Origin of the sequence: Actinotalea sp., assembly GCF_041597215.1 — a bacterium.
Classification (GTDB): Bacteria; Actinomycetota; Actinomycetes; order Actinomycetales; family Cellulomonadaceae; genus Actinotalea.
The window spans coordinates 1-16456 of record NZ_JBFHHB010000043.1 but is presented as its reverse complement, the minus strand read 5'-3'; the positions used below and the strand labels follow the sequence as shown (position 1 = coordinate 16456).

Here is a 16456-nt window from a genome sequence, read left to right as displayed (position 1 = left end):
GTCGGCTCCAGGCCGACGGTGTCGGCCAGCAGTCGGGCCGCGCGCCAGGCGAGGTTCGTCTCGTCGACCGGGACCCGGTCCGCATGGCTCCCGGTCACCGTGAGCGCGAGCTCCGGCGCGGGCAGCGCCGTCACCTCCTCGTAGAGGGACACCGCCTGGAAGATCGTCGACAGGGGGTGGTAACCGTCCTCACGACGACGACCGACGCCGAGGCTGAGATTGATCTTCCCGGGTGCTCGCACCCGCACTCCCGCCCCGGTCATCCGAACACTCTCGCACGGGGGTACCCGGTGGCGCTCATCGAGGGAGCTGCTCGGCGATGCGCGCGAAGTCGGTGACCGTCAGCCGCTCACCCCGAGCCGTGGGGTCGACACCGGCAGCACTCAGCGCCTCCTGCGCCGCGGCGGAGGAGCCGAAGAGCTCGGCCAGCGCGGAGCGGAGCATCTTGCGGCGCTGGGCGAACGCCGCGTCCACGACGGCGAAGACCTCCTCGCGCGAGGCCGTGGTCACCGGAGGCTCCCGGCGTTCGAGCGCGACGAGGGAGGAGTCCACCCGGGGTACCGGCCAGAAGACGGCGCGGCCGATCGACCCGGCGAGGTGCGCCCGGGCGTACCAGGCCGCCTTGACCGAGGGGATCCCGTAGATGCGTGAGCCCGGCCCCGCCACGATCCGCTCGGCCACCTCGGACTGCACCATCACCAGGACCCGCTCGAGGGAGTCGAAGCGCGCGAGGAAGGTCAGCAGCACCGGGACGGCGACGTTGTACGGCAGGTTCGCCACGAGCGCCGTCGGGGCCGGGCCCGGCAGCTCGGTGACGGTGAGGGCATCGGCGGGAAGCACGGCGAGCCGGTCGGCGGCGTCCGGCATCCGCTCCCCCACCGTGACGGGAAGCTGGGCCGCGAGCATCGGGTCGATCTCGACGGCGGTGACGTGCGCTCCGGCCTCGAGCAGGCCGAGGGTCAGCGAGCCGAGCCCTGGGCCGATCTCGACGACGCTCTCGCCGGGGGTGACCTTCGCGCCTCGGACGATCTTGCGCACGGTCCCGGAGTCGACGACGAAGTTCTGCCCCCAGCTCTTCGTCGGCGTCAGACCGAGACGCCCTGCCAGGTCCCGGATCGCGGCCGGGCCGAGCAGGGCGTCTGTGGTCATGACAGGAGCCTAGGGGCGCGCGGGCAGGACCCGGTGCACCGGAGGGCGACTCAGCGCAGGCCGAGCTTGGAGGAGCAGGCGGGCCACTGGCCCCAGCCCGAGCGCGCCTGGAGAGCCTGTGCCCGCTGGGTCTGCTCGGCGGCCGAGGCCTGGCTGGGCAGACCGCTGCCGCCCATCGCCTGCCAGGTGGGGAGCGAGAACTGGTACAGGCCGTAGTACAGGCCGTTGCTCGAGACGATCGTCGGGTTGCCGCCCGACTCGCACTGGGCGAGCGCCGCCCAGACGTCGCCGCTGACGGTGGTGCTCGACGACGAGGCCGTGGCGGTGGGTGCGGGCGCCGTGCCGACCTGGACGACCTTCGAGACGGGCTCGCGGGTCACCGTCGCGTCGATCTCGACGCGCGACTCCTCGGCGCCGTCCACGCGCACGACGAGGTAGGTGGTCGTCAGCTCGCCGACGACACCGGCCGTCGAGGTGCGCTGCACGCCGCTGGTCAGGCTGGAGGTCTTCTCGGTGACCGTCTCGAACGGGACCTCGGTGACGGACACCTCCTCCGCGGTGACCACGCGCTGCACGGTGACCGTGACACGACCGGCGCTGCTGAGGGCCACTCCGATGCGGTCCTCCTCGCCGAGCGTCAGGCCTGCCTCGTCCAAGGCGTCGTCGAGATCCTGCACACCGTCGACCGTCGTGGTCTCACCGTCGGCGACCACGTCCACCGACCCGCTCACCGCGAGCGGGAGCGGGAGCGCCGCCCGCCCGCCGGACGCGGAGCGAGAGGCCAGGAGTCGGACGTCGGAGCCTCGCGCGGTCAGCGTGCTCAGCGCCTCGTCGGCCGCGAGCGCCGTGGTCCACACGGTCTTCTCCGTGCCGTCCACGACGACCGAGATCTGCCGACCGTGACGCACGACGATCACGTCGCCGTCGTCGAGCACCGAGTCGACCGAGGGAGTGACCTCGTCATGGCTCCCGATGGTGATCTCCTGGGCGTCCAGGACTCCCTGGACGCTGCTCGTGAACGTGGAGTAGGCGATGACCTCGCCGTCGACGTCGAGCTCGATGGTCTTGTGCGCCTCGGCGACGGCGACCGTCCCGCCGGCGAGGACCAGGGCCGCGGCCAGGGCTGCCACGGGCAGCGGGAGGCGCGTGCGTCGACGCGGGGTCGCGACGGCCGTGAGGTCCGTCTCCACGACGTCGTCGTGGACGGCTCCCGGCGTGGCGGAGTCGGTGGAGCTGTGGGGGCGGAGTCGCGCGAGGGTGTGGCGCAGCGAGGAGCGGAAGGTCATCGAGTTCCAGACGTCGGCAGGCCCGGGCACAGGGGGGGGTGCGCGCACGCGTCCGGCCGCGGGTCCCGCCCGAGGGCGTCGCCGTGGTCGGCCCGGGATCCCTGATCCGGCCGTCAAGGCCGCCCCGCACCGTCGGAGGTCAGCCGGCTCTCGCGGCCGTCACAGGCGGCCGTCCAGTCCCGGAGCGCAGCCCCAGGCTTACGAGCCCAAGGATCGTAACCTTTTCGTGACCTTCTGCCAACCCCTGGCGCCCGCCCGGGCTCAGTACCAGTTCTTGACCTGGAACGACGCCCATGCCCCGCACGGTGTGCCGTACCGACCGGCGATGTAGTTCAGACCCCAGGTGATCTGGGTCGCGGGGTTGGTCTGCCAGTCGGCGCCGACGGTGGCCATCTTCGATCCGGGAAGGGCCTGCGGGATGCCGTAGGCCCCGCTCGAGGAGTTCGCCGCGTTGACCCGCCAGCCGCTCTCCCTGGTGAACAGCGCGTCGAGGCAGGCGAACTCGGACTCGGACCAGCCCCGCGCGAGCGTGAGCTCGAGGCCGATCGCGCGCGCGGTGCCGGGCTCGACGGCCGGGGCGGTGGGGACGTCGGGGGTCGTGCGGGTCCCGACCTTGATGACCTCGGTGACGGGCGCGACCACCTGGGTCTCGGCGAGCACGGTCCGGCCGACCTCCACCTCACCGGCCCGGTGGGACTCGAAGGTGACCGCGTGCGAACCGTCCCGGCCCGCCACGGCGACCGTCTCGGTGCCCTTGGCGAGCGTCGCGTCGTCCTCCCGGACAGTGGAGTAGGGGATGGCGGTCGTCTCGCTGGCGATCACCGTGGTGACCCGGGTGACCAGGACGACGAGGCCGTCGACGGCGGCAGCGTCCAGCGGGACGGAGACGAGGTCGTGCTCGCCCAGGACGACCCCGGACTCGGCGAGCGCCTCCCGGACGGTCGATCCGGTGCTCACGACCTCGAGCGTCGCACCGTCCACGGCGACCCGGACGGTCTTCGGGGTGGAGACCTGGAGCACACCGCGACCGAGGCTGGCCGAGCGCGAGGAGGAGGTGCGCGAGGTCGACCGCACGCCGAGGTCCGCCATGACGTCCCCGACGGTCTGCGCGGCGGTCCACACCTCGCGCTCGACCCCGTCCACCTGGACCTGGACGGCGCGGGCGTGCCGCACGACCACGAGCGTGTCGTCCGAGACGGCCGACTGCAGGCTCGGGACGACGACGTCGTGCTCGTCGACCTCGATGCCCTGGGACTCGAGCACATCGCCGACGGTCCGCCCGAAGGCGCTCACGCTCGTCGTCGTTCCGTCGACCTCGAGCTCCACCTGCTTGTGCAGGGCGGAGAAGCCGCTCGTCCCGGCCACGACCGCGGCAAGCACGAGTGCCTGCGCGAGGAGGCGACCGTCCCTGGAAGGGAGGCTCGGGGCTCGACGTGGCACGCGGGGGTCCGTCCGTTGTGGTCAGGGGCACTCGACGGTAACCGATTCGTGACCTCCACCGGTAGCCGACGAACGTCCCGAGCCTGCGCCGAGGGCGGGCAGAACCGGACGTAGGGGACGTTCCGTCGCCCCGCTTGACGGCTACCAGGGCCCGTAGAGGCCCTCCGTCGTCCGCCAGACGCGCGCGCACAGCTCGGCGAGGTCGAGGTCGAGCTCGGCCGCCACCCCCGCCGCCGTCAGCGGGAGCAGGTACGGGGCGTGCGGCCGGCCCCGCAGCGGGTGCGGCGGCAGGTAGGGGGCGTCCGTCTCCAGCAGGAGCCGGTCGAGCGGGGTCACGTGCAGGGCCGCCCGCAGGTCCTGCGAGGACGGGTAGGTCACCGGGCCCGCGAACGACAGGTACCACCCGTGCTCGACGCAGGTCTCGGCCAGCGCCGCGTCGCCGGAGAAGCAGTGGAACACCGTCCGCTCGGGCGCACCGTCGGCGAGCAGCACCTCGATCACCTCCTGGTGTGCGTCCCGGTCATGGATCTGCAGGACGAGCCCGAGCTCCTTGGCCATCGCGACATGGGCACGGAAGGACTCGCGCTGGACGGCACGGCCCTGCTCACCCGCGCGGAAGTGGTCGAGGCCCGTCTCGCCGATCACCCGGATCCGGTCGTTGGCCGCGGCGACCTCGGCCACGCGGGCGATGGCCTCGTCGAGCGGGACGGCGTGATGCGGCGCGCTCTGCGGCTCGAGACCGTCGGGGGCGACCTCCCGGACGCCGGCGTGCAGCACGGCCTCGTTGGGATGGATGGCGACGCCACCCAGCAGCTCCGGATGGGCCGAGACCGCGCGCGAGGCCCAGTCCAGCGTCGGCAGCTCGCAGCCGATGTGCACCATGCGCGTCACCCCGACCTGCGCGGCCGCGGCGAGGAGGTCGGCGAGGCCCTGGTCGGTGCGCTCCGGGGCCGGCGCACCCTCGGACCCGTGCTCCTCGCGAGGCCGCCAGCCCGCGGAGTCCGTCGCCTCCAGCACGCTGTCGAGGTGCGTGTGCCCGTCGACGAGCGGGTGCTCGAGGCGGGGCGGGGCCGGAGGCCACGAGGTGTCGCGGCGACGGCGGCTCACTGCTCGGTCGGCTCCTCGATCCGCGGGAAGAGCGAGGCACCCTTGGTGACGGTCGCGCCGGCAGGAAGCGCGCCGAACGAGGCAGCGGTCGAGACGGGCTGGGCCGCGAGCGCGCCGAGCTCCGGCTCTGCGCCGAGCGAGGCCCACAGAGCGGCGGCCGCCTTCGGGGTGACGGGGTGCAGCAGCACGGCCAGGCAGCGCAGGGCCTCGGCGGAGGTGCGCAGGATCGTGCCGAGACGACCATCCGCCGGCGCGAGACCGTCGACCGTCTCCGTCTTGGCCACCGACCACGGCGCCTGCTCGGTGAGGTAGCCGTTGGTCGCCTCGACGAGCGTCCACACGGAGGACACGGCCTCGTGCAGCGCGAGGCGGTCCATCGCCGCCTCGGCGCTCGCCACGGCCTGCGCCGCCACCCTCTCGAGCTCGGTCTCGGCCTCGCTCGCCGCCCCACCGGCCGGGAGCACCCCGCCGTAGTACTTGCCGACCATGGCGGCGACCCGGGAGGCGAGGTTGCCGAAGCCGTTGGCGAGCTCGGCGGTGTAGCGCGCGTGCAGGTCCTCCCAGGAGAAGGAGCTGTCCTGCCCGAAGGGGATCGCCCGCAGGAAGTAGTACCGGAAGGCGTCCGAGCCGAAGGTGTCGATGATCTGGCTCGGGGCGATGCCGGTGAGCTTGGACTTGCTCATCTTCTCCCCGCCGACCAGCAGCCAGCCGTGCGCGAAGATCTGCTTCGGGAGCGGGAGCTCGGCGGCCATGAGCATGGCCGGCCAGATCGCCGCGTGGAAGCGCAGGATGTCCTTGCCCACCAGGTGCACGTCGGCCGGCCAGGTCCGCGCGAAGAGCGCGGCGTCCGCCGGGTCGTCCGAGCCGAGCCCCACGGCCGTGGCGTAGTTGAGCAGCGCGTCGAACCAGACGTAGAGCACGTGCTCGGGGTCCCAGGGCAGCGGGACCCCCCAGTCGAAGGTGCTGCGCGAGATCGAGAGGTCCTGCAGACCGCCGGCGACGAAGCTCATGATCTCGTTGCGCGCGCTGGCCGGCTGGACGAACGTCGGGTTCGCCTCGTAGTGCGCCATCAGGCGCTCGCCGTAGGCGCTCATCCGGAAGAAGTAGTTCTGCTCGGCGACCATCTCGACCGGCGTGCCGTGGATGGGACACACCTGCTGGCCCTCGTGCTCCCCGACCCCGGCGAGCAGGTCGCCCGGGAGCTTGTACTCCTCGCAACCCACGCAGTACGGGCCCTCGTAGGAGCCGGCGTAGATGTCGCCACGGTCGTACAGGTCCTGGATGAAGCGCTGGACACGCTCGACGTGGCGGTCCTCCGTGGTGCGGATGAAGTCGTCGTTCGCCGCGTCGAGCGTCGTCAGGACCGGCTTCCAGGACTCCTCGACGAGCCGATCTGCCCACTGCTGCGGGGTGACCCCGTTCGCCTCAGCGGTCCGCATGACCTTCTGGCCGTGCTCGTCCGTGCCGGTGAGGAACCAGACGTCCTCCTGACGCTGCCGGTGCCACCGGGTGATCATGTCCCCGGCCACCGTCGTGTACGCGTGCCCGATGTGCGGGGCGTCGTTCACGTAGTAGATCGGCGTGGTCAGGTAGTAGGCCTGGGGTGCGGCACGGTCGGGCATGCGCCCATCGTAGGGGCGGCTCAGAGCTCGCCCATCCTCCGCAGGACCCGCATGCAGGCCCAGCCCAGCGGGATCTGGAGCCAGTACGTGGCCAGCCGGAACACGGTCACCGCCGAGGCCGCGACGCCGGGGTTCACCCCGGCCGAGGTGAGCAGGGCGATGAGCGCGACCTCGATACCGCCGATCCCGCCAGGGGTCGGTACCGCGCCGCCCGCCGTGTTCCCTGCGAAGTAGATGATCGCGACCTGGACGAGGCTCAGCTGCACCCCGAAGGCGAGCAGCGAGGCCTGGAAGGCGAGCACCCAGCCGACGGACAGCAGCAGGTTGCCCACCAGGGCGACCGCCATCCGCCCCGGCTGCCCGAGCACCTCGAGAAGTCGCGGCCAGGTCTGACGCAGCACCGGGACCGTCCGGCCCAGCGCCCATCGACGCACCGGCGGGACGAGCATCGCCACCGCGATCAGCAGGGCGACAGCACCCAGGACGATCCAGGTGGCGCTTCCCGGCACGAAGGACGAGGCCTCGTCCGTGCCCGAGACGAGCGACAGGCCCACGAGGAGCAGCACGGTCACCACGACCTGCGAGACCTGGACGAGGGCGACGGTCGCCAGGGCGAGCGAGGTCGCCACTCCACGCCTCGTGAGCATCCGCAGGTTGAGGGCACCGACCCCGAGGCCGGAGGGTGCCGCGATCGCCACGAAGGCCGCGGCCCCGTGCACGAGGGTCACCACGCCCATCGGGACCTTGACCGGTGAGAACCCGCGCACCGCGAGCGCCGCCCCGTAGAACGTGGCCAGCCCCAGCCCGAAGGAGGCGAGCGCCCAGCGCCAGTCGCTGCTCTCCAGCGCGGCGAGCACCTCGTCCAGGTTGACGCGGGTCAGCACGAGGATGACGGCGAGCACCGGCAGGACGACGGTGACGAGCGTGCCGAGCCCGAAGCGGGAGAGCCGCTCGGGCTCGAGGTCCGCCTCGGGGAGGCGCGTGGCGAGCGCCTCGCGAAGGGCAGGCAGCACCTCGCGTCGGGCCTTGAGCGCCTCCCGCGTGCTCGCGGGAAGCACCACCGGCTGGAGCAGTGCCGCGAGGGCGACGAGGTCCTCCTCGGGGAGCGCAGCGGTCGCCGAGGCGAGCGCGCGCTCGGGCCCGACCCGTAGGGCCAGCGCCGTGAGCAGCTGGGCCAGGTCGATCCGCCTGGCGAGATCCGCCGAGGCGACGTCCCCGGAGTCCCAGCCGGTGAGCCAGACCTGGCCCGAGCGGACCTGCACGGTCCCGCTGCCCAGGGCGCGGTGCGTGACCCCCACGCGGTGCGCGCGCAGGAGCTGGGACCAGGCGTCGGCGAGGACCGCGTCGTCGGGGGCCGCGGAGTCCTCCTCGACCGCGTCGGGAAGCAGCTCGGTGACCAGGAGCATGGAGTCCTGCGCCGCCGTGACCGCCAGCACCGCAGGGGTGCGGACCCCGGCGATGCGTGCGGCGTGGCTCAGCAGCGCGATCCGCTCGGCGGCCTGGCGCAAGGAGACGTAGGCGCGACCCTCGATCCCGCGCAGACGGAGCGCACGCCACAACCTCGTCACTGCGCCGAGGACCTGGCGGTCCCCGTCGAGCACGACGAGGCCGAGCCGGCGACCGTCGGCCGTGCGCAGCTCGTAGTCCCGGTGGACGCCGTCGTCGCCGCCCGAGCGCTCCACGACGACGGGGTCGATCCCGGCGCGACGGATCCCCGCCACGAGCTCGGAGCCGTAGGCACGCTCGGACCGGACACCCGAGGCGTAGCGGACCAGCGCCCCCGCCGCGCGACCGAGCAGCATCGCCGCCGCAGCCCCGAGCAGGGAGACCCGGCCCGCGAGCAGCAGGAGCAGCAGGACCACGGCGACGGTGTTCCACGCCCACCCGACCGACCGGCGCGTGGTGCGCGGGCCCGCGACCGTGAGCAGGCCGGCGACCGCCGCCCAGGCGACCGGGACCGTGACCGTCGGCCCCGCGGCACCCAGGACGGACAACCCGCTCGTCAGCGCGTCCGAGCCCACCAGGTCGATCACGGCGAGCACCGCGGTGGCGAGCCCGGCAGCGAGCCCTGCCCCGGCCAGCGACTCGAGCACGAGCCGCCCTGCGCGGCGGACCAGGAGCTCGACGACCAGCCCGACGGGGATCGTGACGAGCACGACGGCGGCGATCAGCGCGACGGGGAGCACGAGCACGCGGCTGAGGACGGTGTCGAGGACCTGCGCGTCCTCCACGACACCGGCCGTCGTCCCGTGCGCCACGACGGCGAGCAGGAGGACCGCCGCGACGCCGAGCGCCGAGAGGATCGCCGACAGCAGGTCCTCGCCGCTGTGCACCCGCATGCGCGGGGCGTCGACGATGGTCACCGCCGTCGTCGAGGACATGCCCCGGAGTCTAGGTTCCTTCGGGCAGCGCGAGACGGAGCAGCCGGTCGTCGCCGTCTCGCGGGTCGCCGCGGCCGTCCCGGTTGGAGGTCAGGACCCACAGCGCCCCGTCCGGGCCGAGGCTGACGTCGCGCAGCCGGCCGTAGCCGTCGAGGGCCACCCGTGGCTCGCCGATCTCGTCGCCCGTCACCGGGACCTGCCACAGCCGCTCCCCGCGCAGGGCCGCGAGGAGCACCCCGGCGGGGGTCACCGCGATCCCGCTCGGCGAGGCGTCCGCCGTGCGCCACGTCCGCACCGGGTCGACGAAGCCGGCCCCGCCTCCGGCACCCTCGACCACCGGCCAGCCGTAGTTACCGCCCGGGACGATGACGTTGAGCTCGTCCCAGGTGTTCTGGCCGAACTCGCTGGCGAACATCCGGCCGTCCTCGTCCCAGCCGATGCCCTGGACGTTGCGGTGCCCCAGGCTCCACACGGGGCTCCCCTCGACCGGGTTCCCCGGCGCCGGACCGCCCTCGGGGGTCAGCCGCAGGATCTTCCCCGCGAGCGAGGACGGGTCCTGCGAGGAGGTGCTCACCCCGGCGTCGCCGGTCGTGACGTAGAGGAAGCCGTCCGGCCCGAAGGCGAGGCGGCCGCCGTCGTGGAAGGAGGCGTGCGGGATGCCGTCGAGCACCGGCTGCAGGGGCCCCAGCGTCCCGTCGGGCTCCAGGACGGCCCGGACCACCTGGTTCGCGGAGCTCGTGGAGCGGTAGAGGTAGAGGAGGTGATCGGTGGCGAAGCCCGGCGAGGCCTCGATCCCGAGCAGTCCTCCCTCGCCGGTCACGTCGGTGCTCGCGGCGAGGTCCTGCGCACCTTGCCCGGTGAGCGGACCGCTGCCCTCCGCGGTGACGAGGAGCACCTCGGCCGTGTCGCGCAGGGTCACCAGCACGGCGCCAGAAGGAAGGAACGCGAGGTCCCACGGGGTGTCGATCCCGGTGAGGACGTCCTCGACGGCGCCGGGGGCCCCGAGGACGGGTCCTGGCGGGAAGGGGTCGTCCGGCGTCCCGGTCGGGGTCGGGGTCGGCGCGGGGCTCGTCGTCGTCTCGGCAGCACTCGGGGTGGACGGGGGCTCGGGCACCGTCCCGGCGCAGGCGGCCGGCAGGGCGGCAGCGGCGAGCAGAGCGCCGGTCGCCCACACACGTCTCCTGCGCCGACGCGGGGTGGCGTCCCGGGGATCGACCCGGCCGTGCTCGCGGGTGCGCATGCCCCAGTCTGGACCGGGGCCTCGGATCGGGCACCCGCTGCGGGCCGCGGCGGCGCAGGCGACCTAGGCTCGGCTCATGAGCACCTCAGCCGAACGCCGTGCCCTGCTCGTCGTCGACGTCCAGCCGACCTTCTGCGAGGGCGGTGCGCTCCCGGTGCCCGGGGGGCATGCCGTCGCCGAGGCCATCGCCCGGTTCGCCGCCGCGCACCGCGAGGAGTACGCGCTGGTCGTCACGACCCAGGACTGGCACATCGAGCCCGGTCGCCACTTCGCCGTCCCGCCGGAGGTCCCGGACTTCGTCGACACGTGGCCCCCGCACGGCGTCGCGGGCACGGCCGAGGCCGAGCTGCACCCCGCTCTTGCCGATCTCCGCCCCGACGCCTCGGTGCGCAAGGGCGCCTACGCTGCCGCCTACTCGGGCTTCGAGGGCACCGACGAGCAGGGCCGCGAGCTGCGCACGATCCTCCAGGAGGCCGGGATCACGGCGGTCGACGTCGTCGGCCTCGCCGAGTCGCACTGCGTGCTCGCCACCACGCTCGACGCGCTCGCCGCCGGGCTGAGCGCGCGCGTGCTGCTGGACCTCACGGCGCCGGTCACCGCCGAGCAGGGAGCGGCCGCCCGCAGGAGGATGACGGCCGCCGGAGCGCAGCTGCTCGCCTCCAGCTCGGTCTGACCGCCGGGCCCCTGGGAGGTTCAGCGAGAGCGAGCGGCGAGCGCGGCGGCGTACAGGTCGCGCTTGGCGACCCCGGTGGACTCCGCGACGGCGCTCACCGCGTCCTTGAGCCGCTCCCCCGCATCGGCGCGAGCGAGCACCTCGGGGACGAGGTCGGCCGCGACGGCCTGGACGGGGGGCGCGCCGCCGACCACGACGCAGATCTCCCCGCGCGGCTCGCTCGCGGCCCAGGCGACGAGCTCGTCGAGCGGAGCGCGGACGATCTCCTCGTAGGTCTTGGTCAGCTCACGGCACACGGCGGCGCTGCGATCACCGCCGAAGGCCGTCGCCATCGCCTCCAGGGTCGCGGCAAGGCGGTGCGGGGCCTCGAAGAACACCATGGTGCGGCGCTCCGCCGCGAGCCCGGCGAGCAGCGACGCGCGCTGTCCCGGCTTGCGCGGGAGGAAGCCCTCGAAGCAGAAGCGATCGGTGGGCAGGCCGCTGACGGCGAGGGCCGTGAGCACGGCGCTCGGCCCCGGCAGGGCCGTGACCGGGAGCCCCGCCTCGACCGCCGCCCGCACCAGGGGCAGCCCTGGGTCCGAGACCGTCGGCATCCCCGCGTCGGAGACGACGGCGACGGTCCCGCCGCCGCGCACCACCTCGAGGAGCTCGGCCACCCGGCCCGCCTCGTTGTGCTCGTGGTGGCTGACCACCCGCCCGGCGATCTCCAGACCGAGCCGCTGCGCCAGGCCGTGCAGTCGACGGGTGTCCTCCGCCGCGACGACCTCCGCGGTGGACAGGAGGTCGCGCAAGCGCGCGGAGGCGTCACCCGCGTCCCCGATCGGGGTGGCGGCGAGCACGATCCTCCCGGTGGTCACGCGGCCAAGGCTACGACCCGCCGGTCCACCGGCGCGCACCGGCCGGCCACCGGTCGCGAACGTCTAGCCTGACGCCGTGCGCCCTGCCTCCGCCCTCGACGAGCACCGCCTGCGCGGCTGGCTCGTGGCCGCCGCCGTCACCGTCCTCGCCGCCCTGCTCCGGCTGCCTGGGCTCGGCCGTCCGCACCGCCTCGTCTTCGACGAGACGTACTACGTCAAGGACGCCTGGACGCTCCTCAACCTCGGGTACGAGGCGCAGTGGCCGACGGAGCCGAATCCCGCGTTCGAGGCCGGCGACGTGGACTCGTACCTGACGACGCCCTCGTACGTCGTGCACCCTCAGGTGGGCAAGTGGGTGATCGCCATCGGCGAGAAGCTCATGGGCGTCCAGGACCCGGTGGGCTGGCGGATCTCCACGGCCGTCGCGGGCATCCTCGCGGTCCTCCTGCTGACCAGGATCGCCCGCCGCCTGTTCCGCTCGACGGCGCTGGGTGCGCTCGCCGGGGTGCTCATGGCCGTCGACGGCCTGGCCATCGTGCACGCGCGCACCGGTCTGCTGGACAACATCCTCATGCTGTTCGTCCTCGCGGCCTTCGGCGCCCTCCTCCTGGACCGGGACCGGGCTGCAGCGCGGCTCGCACGGGCGACGGCCCCGCCGCTCTCCCCTGCCCGCTTCGGCCCGTGGCTCGGCTGGCGACCCCTGCGGCTGCTCGCGGGGGTGCTGCTCGGCCTGGGACTGGGCACCAAGTGGTCGGCGCTGTGGTTCGTCGCCGCCTTCGGCCTGCTGACCGTCGCCTGGGACGCCTCTGCGCGGTACCGGGCCGGGATCGTGCACTGGTGGCAGGCCACCCTGCTGCGCGACGCGGGGCCCGCGTTCGTCTCGCTGGTCCCGGTCGCTGCGCTGACCTACGTCGCGGGATGGGCATCGTGGTTCGCGTCCTCCGCGGGCTACCACCGCCAGTGGGCGGCCGAGCACCCGGGCGAGGGCGTGACCTGGCTCCCCGAGGCACTGCGCTCCTGGCTGCACTACCACCAGGAGATGTGGACCTTCCACACCGGACTGAGCTCCAGCCACGACTACGCGGCCCGCGCCTACACCTGGCTCGTCCAGTGGCGCCCGACGTCGTTCTTCTACGAGACCCCCGAGCCGGCTCAGGTGGCCTGCGGCTCCGACCGCTGCTCGCAGGCGATCACCTCGCTCGGCAACCCGCTGATCTGGTGGCTCGGCACCCTCGCGATCCTCGTCGCGACGTGGTGGGTGATCCGGCGCCGGGACGGAGTGGCCGCGGTCGCCCTGACCGGCGTCGCCGCGGGCTGGCTGCCCTGGCTGTTCTTCCCCGAACGCACGATCTTCACGTTCTACGCGATCGTCTTCCTGCCCTACCTGATCCTCGTGCTCGTGCACGTGGTCGGTCGCTGGCTCGAGCATCCCTCCGCGCGCCGCGTCTCCGTCGTTGCGGGGCTGCTCGTGCTCGTCCTGGCCGTCAGCGCCTTCTTCTGGCCGGTCTGGACGGCCGCGACGGTGCCCTTCCGCTTCTGGCAGCTGCACATGTGGCTGCCGAGCTGGGTGTGAGGGCCGGAGCGGGACCGGCCACCGACGACGAGACCCCGCCGTCCCGGCGCTGAGCGCCTGGTCCGACGGGGTCTGCCTGGTGGAGCTGAGGGGATTCGAACCCCTGACCTTCTCATTGCGAACGAGACGCGCTACCAACTGCGCCACAGCCCCAGAGCGGGATTAAGGCTAGCACCCGTCCGGGGGTGCTGACGCACCGCGCGGACCGGGCCACCGGATCACTCCCCTGCGGCGCGCCGCCGGGCGAGGATCGCGTCGAGGGGCAGTCCACCGGTCGTCGGGCGGGGCTCGTCGACCTCCCCTGCCGGGGTGGCACCGGAGGACGCGGGAGCCGACACCTGCGCGGGAAGGGGCGCGGGCTCGGCCCGGCGGGCCGAGGGCTTGAGGGTGTAGGCGGGGGGCGGCACCGGCACCGGCACCCAGGTCCCGACTCCGCTGTCGACCATCGGGTCGGGCGCGTCCTGCTCGGACACCTGCTCCGCGATCCCCTCACCCGACACGTCGATCCGCAGGCTCGGCGTCGAGGCGGCGACCGGCACCCGGGGCGGGGTGCTCGAGGCCGCCGGGACCTCGCCGCTCGCCGTGCGACGGCTCGGCAGCTGCCCGCCCTCCGGGACGATCACCTCGGTGACGGCCTCCGAGGGGTGGACGGCACGGCCGACGACGGACGGCGCCACCCGACGGGCGGAGCCGGGGCGAGCGGCGGTGCGCGGATGGTCCGCGGCCTTCGGCGGCGTCGCGGTGACCTCGCCCGCAGCCCACGCGGCGTCGGCCCTGGCGCCGGCCCTGACCGCCCGGCGACCGAGACCCAGCACGCTCACCAGCAGGACGGAGGGAAGAGCGCCGATGACGAGTCCCGCCCCGGCGAGGGCGACGGCTCCCCACCCGGCGACCGACATCAGGAGGAGCGCGGCGGCGAGGACCGCACGGCGCCGGGCCGCGGCCGCTCGGCGAGCGAGAGCTGCGGCGTGGGCGGCACGCGCGGCGGCGGTCCGTCGGGCGGTGTCGGCACTCGCGCGATCGGCGGCGCCATGCGGTCGGTGCATCGGCCCGTCCCCTCCTCGTCGTGGGTGCAGGAGCACCCGCTCGGGAGATCCGGCCAGCGACCGGTCCTCCGCCGTGGGGACTCGCACGGCCTCGGCCACCCGCAGCACCCGCAGGTGCTCGGAGAACCGATCGTCCGCCCGAGCCTCGAGCAGCTGCTGGCGGTGTCGCAGATGGTGCGGCACCAGATAGGCGATCCACAGCCCGGCCACCGCGATCACCACGAGGCCGTCGAGATCCACGACACGACGGTAGGCGCCGCGGTCAGCCGCCCGGCGGAGGGTCCGCGGCGTGTCGCCCGGCCGTCGTGGAGAGCAGCCGTGCCAGCAGGCCGCCGGGGACCTCCTCCGCCGTCACGGCGAAGCAGCGGTGGTCGCGCCAGTCGCCCTGGATGTGCAGGAAGCGCAGCCTCGTCCCCTCCTCACGCAGGCCGAGCTTGGCCACGACCCGAAGGCTCGCCGCGTTCTCCGGTCGGATGGCGATCTCCACACGGTGCAGGCCCACCGGGCCGAAGCAGTGGTCGACGGCGAGCGCGACGGCGGTCGGGACGATCCCCCGACCGGCGACGTCCCTGCTGACCCAGTACCCGATGCTGGCGCTCGACGCCGACCCCCGCAGGATCGAGGAGACGGTGACCTGACCGACGAGCTCACCCCGGTACTCGATGATGAAGGGGAGCGCCGCTCCGGAACGGCCCTGGGCCGCGAGCTGACGCACGAACTGCCCCATCGACGGGGGCGGGGTGCGGATCGGGACCGGCGAGGTGGCCTCCCATGGCTCGAGCCACGCGGCGTTGCGCGCCCTGACCGCGAGCCACGCCTTCCCGTCCCGACGCCGCATCGGCCGCAGCACCACGTCCCCGTGGCGCAGCACCGCCGGCCAGCCCGGAGCCATCTCAACCGTCCAGGACGAGGCAGGCGAGGGTGTCCCCTGCGCGGACCGTCGTGGTGTCCTCCCCGACGACCGCGAGGGCGTTGGCCGTGGCGAGCGACCCGAGCGAGACCTGGCCGGGATCGCCGACGGGGTGCGCGACGTACCCCTCGGTCGGCGAACCGACGACCGTGGCAGGGACGAACTGACGGCGACCGGAGGGAGAGCGCCACGGCTGGGCCGAGGCCGCTCGGACGGACGGCCGGTAGAGGTCCGCGTACCCGGCCATCGTGCGCAGAGCGGGGCGGACGAAGACCTCGTAGGAGACCATGGCGGCGACCGGATGACCGGGGAGGGCGAACACCGGCACCCCGTCACCGTTGCCGACGGCGAGGGCCGTCGCGTGTCGGACGTCGCCGTCGCTGTCCTCCGCACGGACGGTGCCGAAGCCCTGCCGGTGCCCCGGCGTCATGGCCACCTGGTCGAACCGCACCGTCCCGAGCGGCGCGAGGACGTCGGTGACGGTGTCCCACGGGCCGGAGCTCAGACCGCCGGTCAGGACGATGAGGTCCGCCCTGACGAGCTGGTCGGCGAGCGCCTCGCGCAGCAGGACCCTGTCGTCGCCGATCGGACCGACCCGGACCGCGTGCGCGCCCGTCTCCCGCACGGCAGCCGCGAGCGCGATGTTGTCGACGTCGTGCACCCGGCCCGGCGACCGGTTCCGCCCCGGCTCGACGAGCTCGTCCCCGATGCTGAGCACCACGACGCGCGGAGCGGGATGCACCCGGAGCCGCCCCCTGCCGAGTGCCGCCGCCACGGCGAGGTGGCGCGGCGCGAGCCGGGTCCCGGCACGGAGCACCGTGACCCCCACGGCGACGTCCTGCCCGGCCGGACGCACGTGGTCCCCCGGCTCGACGGGTCCACGGATCGTCACCTGGGCCCGGCCACGGTCCGTGTGGTCGAGCGGGACGACGGCGTCCGCTCCAGCGGGGAGTGGCCCACCCGCCGCGATGAGCACCGTGGTGCCGGAGACCAGCCGGAGCGGCTCTGCCGTCGTCACCGGCACGTCAGCGACCACCGGGAGGGTCACCTCACGGGTCCCGGCCCCGGAGGGGGTGCTCAGCGCCGCCCCGAGGTCTGCGGCCCTCACCGCGTAGCCGTCGCATCCCGCCACGGCCCAGACCGGGACGTCGCGCGGTGCCACGACGTCCTCG

The 16456-nt window shown here is 74.0% G+C and carries 13 protein-coding genes, 1 tRNA gene and 1 pseudogene; 2 read left to right on the top strand and 13 right to left on the bottom strand.

What is annotated here, in order from left to right; translation table 11 throughout:
• From ABWK99_RS05040 to ABWK99_RS05005, 8 genes and pseudogenes are all read right to left on the bottom strand, one after another.
• Positions 1 to 263 (bottom strand): annotated as a pseudogene (locus ABWK99_RS05040) (4-(cytidine 5'-diphospho)-2-C-methyl-D-erythritol kinase); the annotation flags it as partial.
• Between the two features lie 34 nt (positions 264 to 297).
• Positions 298 to 1149 (bottom strand): 16S rRNA (adenine(1518)-N(6)/adenine(1519)-N(6))-dimethyltransferase RsmA, encoded by an 852-nt coding sequence (gene rsmA / locus ABWK99_RS05035; RefSeq protein WP_372593606.1) that lies wholly within the window; start codon positions 1147 to 1149, stop codon positions 298 to 300.
• Between the two features lie 50 nt (positions 1150 to 1199).
• Positions 1200 to 2435, bottom strand: a complete 1236-nt coding sequence (locus ABWK99_RS05030) for a transglycosylase family protein (RefSeq protein WP_372593605.1) — start codon at positions 2433 to 2435, stop codon at positions 1200 to 1202.
• Between the two features lie 261 nt (positions 2436 to 2696).
• Positions 2697 to 3875 carry a ubiquitin-like domain-containing protein gene (locus ABWK99_RS05025; RefSeq protein WP_372593604.1) on the bottom strand — a complete coding sequence of 393 codons (1179 nt, stop codon included), beginning with the start codon at positions 3873 to 3875 and terminating at the stop codon, positions 2697 to 2699.
• 141 nt (positions 3876 to 4016) lie between these two features.
• Positions 4017 to 4982 (bottom strand): TatD family hydrolase, encoded by a 966-nt coding sequence (locus tag ABWK99_RS05020; protein ID WP_372593603.1) that lies wholly within the window; start codon positions 4980 to 4982, stop codon positions 4017 to 4019.
• Entirely contained in the window at positions 4979 to 6604 is a 1626-nt protein-coding gene (gene metG / locus ABWK99_RS05015; RefSeq protein ID WP_372593602.1) for a methionine--tRNA ligase, read from the bottom strand. The genes ABWK99_RS05020 and metG overlap by 4 nt, the downstream gene beginning before the upstream one ends.
• A 20-nt stretch (positions 6605 to 6624) precedes the next feature.
• Entirely contained in the window at positions 6625 to 8985 is a 2361-nt protein-coding gene (locus tag ABWK99_RS05010) for a flippase-like domain-containing protein (RefSeq protein WP_372593601.1), read from the bottom strand.
• A gap of 10 nt (positions 8986 to 8995) precedes the next feature.
• The gene (locus ABWK99_RS05005) at positions 8996 to 10159 is read right to left on the bottom strand and encodes a sorbosone dehydrogenase family protein (RefSeq protein WP_372593600.1); all 1164 of its coding nucleotides are present in this window, start codon (positions 10157 to 10159) and stop codon (positions 8996 to 8998) included.
• Positions 10160 to 10301: 142 nt separating this feature from the next.
• On the opposite strand from ABWK99_RS05005, the gene ABWK99_RS05000 reads away from it, so the two are divergent.
• On the top strand, positions 10302 to 10898 hold the full coding sequence (locus ABWK99_RS05000; RefSeq protein WP_372593599.1) for an isochorismatase family protein: 597 nt from the start codon (positions 10302 to 10304) through the stop codon (positions 10896 to 10898).
• A gap of 20 nt (positions 10899 to 10918) precedes the next feature.
• Here the strand turns inward: ABWK99_RS05000 and rsmI are convergent, their stop codons facing one another.
• Complete coding sequence (gene rsmI, locus ABWK99_RS04995; RefSeq protein WP_372593598.1) at positions 10919 to 11794, bottom strand: 16S rRNA (cytidine(1402)-2'-O)-methyltransferase; 876 nt, start codon at positions 11792 to 11794, stop codon at positions 10919 to 10921.
• A 37-nt stretch (positions 11795 to 11831) separates the two neighbouring features.
• Between rsmI and ABWK99_RS04990 the strand changes: the two genes are divergently transcribed.
• On the top strand, positions 11832 to 13328 hold the full coding sequence (locus tag ABWK99_RS04990; RefSeq protein ID WP_372593597.1) for a dolichyl-phosphate-mannose--protein mannosyltransferase: 1497 nt from the start codon (positions 11832 to 11834) through the stop codon (positions 13326 to 13328).
• 77 nt (positions 13329 to 13405) lie between these two features.
• Here the strand turns inward: ABWK99_RS04990 and ABWK99_RS04985 are convergent.
• From ABWK99_RS04985 to glp, 4 genes are all read right to left on the bottom strand, one after another.
• Positions 13406 to 13481, bottom strand: a tRNA-Ala gene (locus ABWK99_RS04985).
• A 65-nt stretch (positions 13482 to 13546) separates the two neighbouring features.
• Positions 13547 to 14614, bottom strand: a complete 1068-nt coding sequence (locus tag ABWK99_RS04980; RefSeq protein ID WP_372593596.1) for a hypothetical protein — start codon at positions 14612 to 14614, stop codon at positions 13547 to 13549.
• Between the two features lie 22 nt (positions 14615 to 14636).
• On the bottom strand, positions 14637 to 15266 hold the full coding sequence (locus ABWK99_RS04975; RefSeq protein ID WP_372593595.1) for a GNAT family N-acetyltransferase: 630 nt from the start codon (positions 15264 to 15266) through the stop codon (positions 14637 to 14639).
• Between the two features lies 1 nt (position 15267).
• Positions 15268 to 16456, bottom strand: a 1189-nt coding sequence (gene glp / locus ABWK99_RS04970; RefSeq protein ID WP_372593594.1) for a gephyrin-like molybdotransferase Glp, incomplete at its 5' end; no start/stop codon positions are given.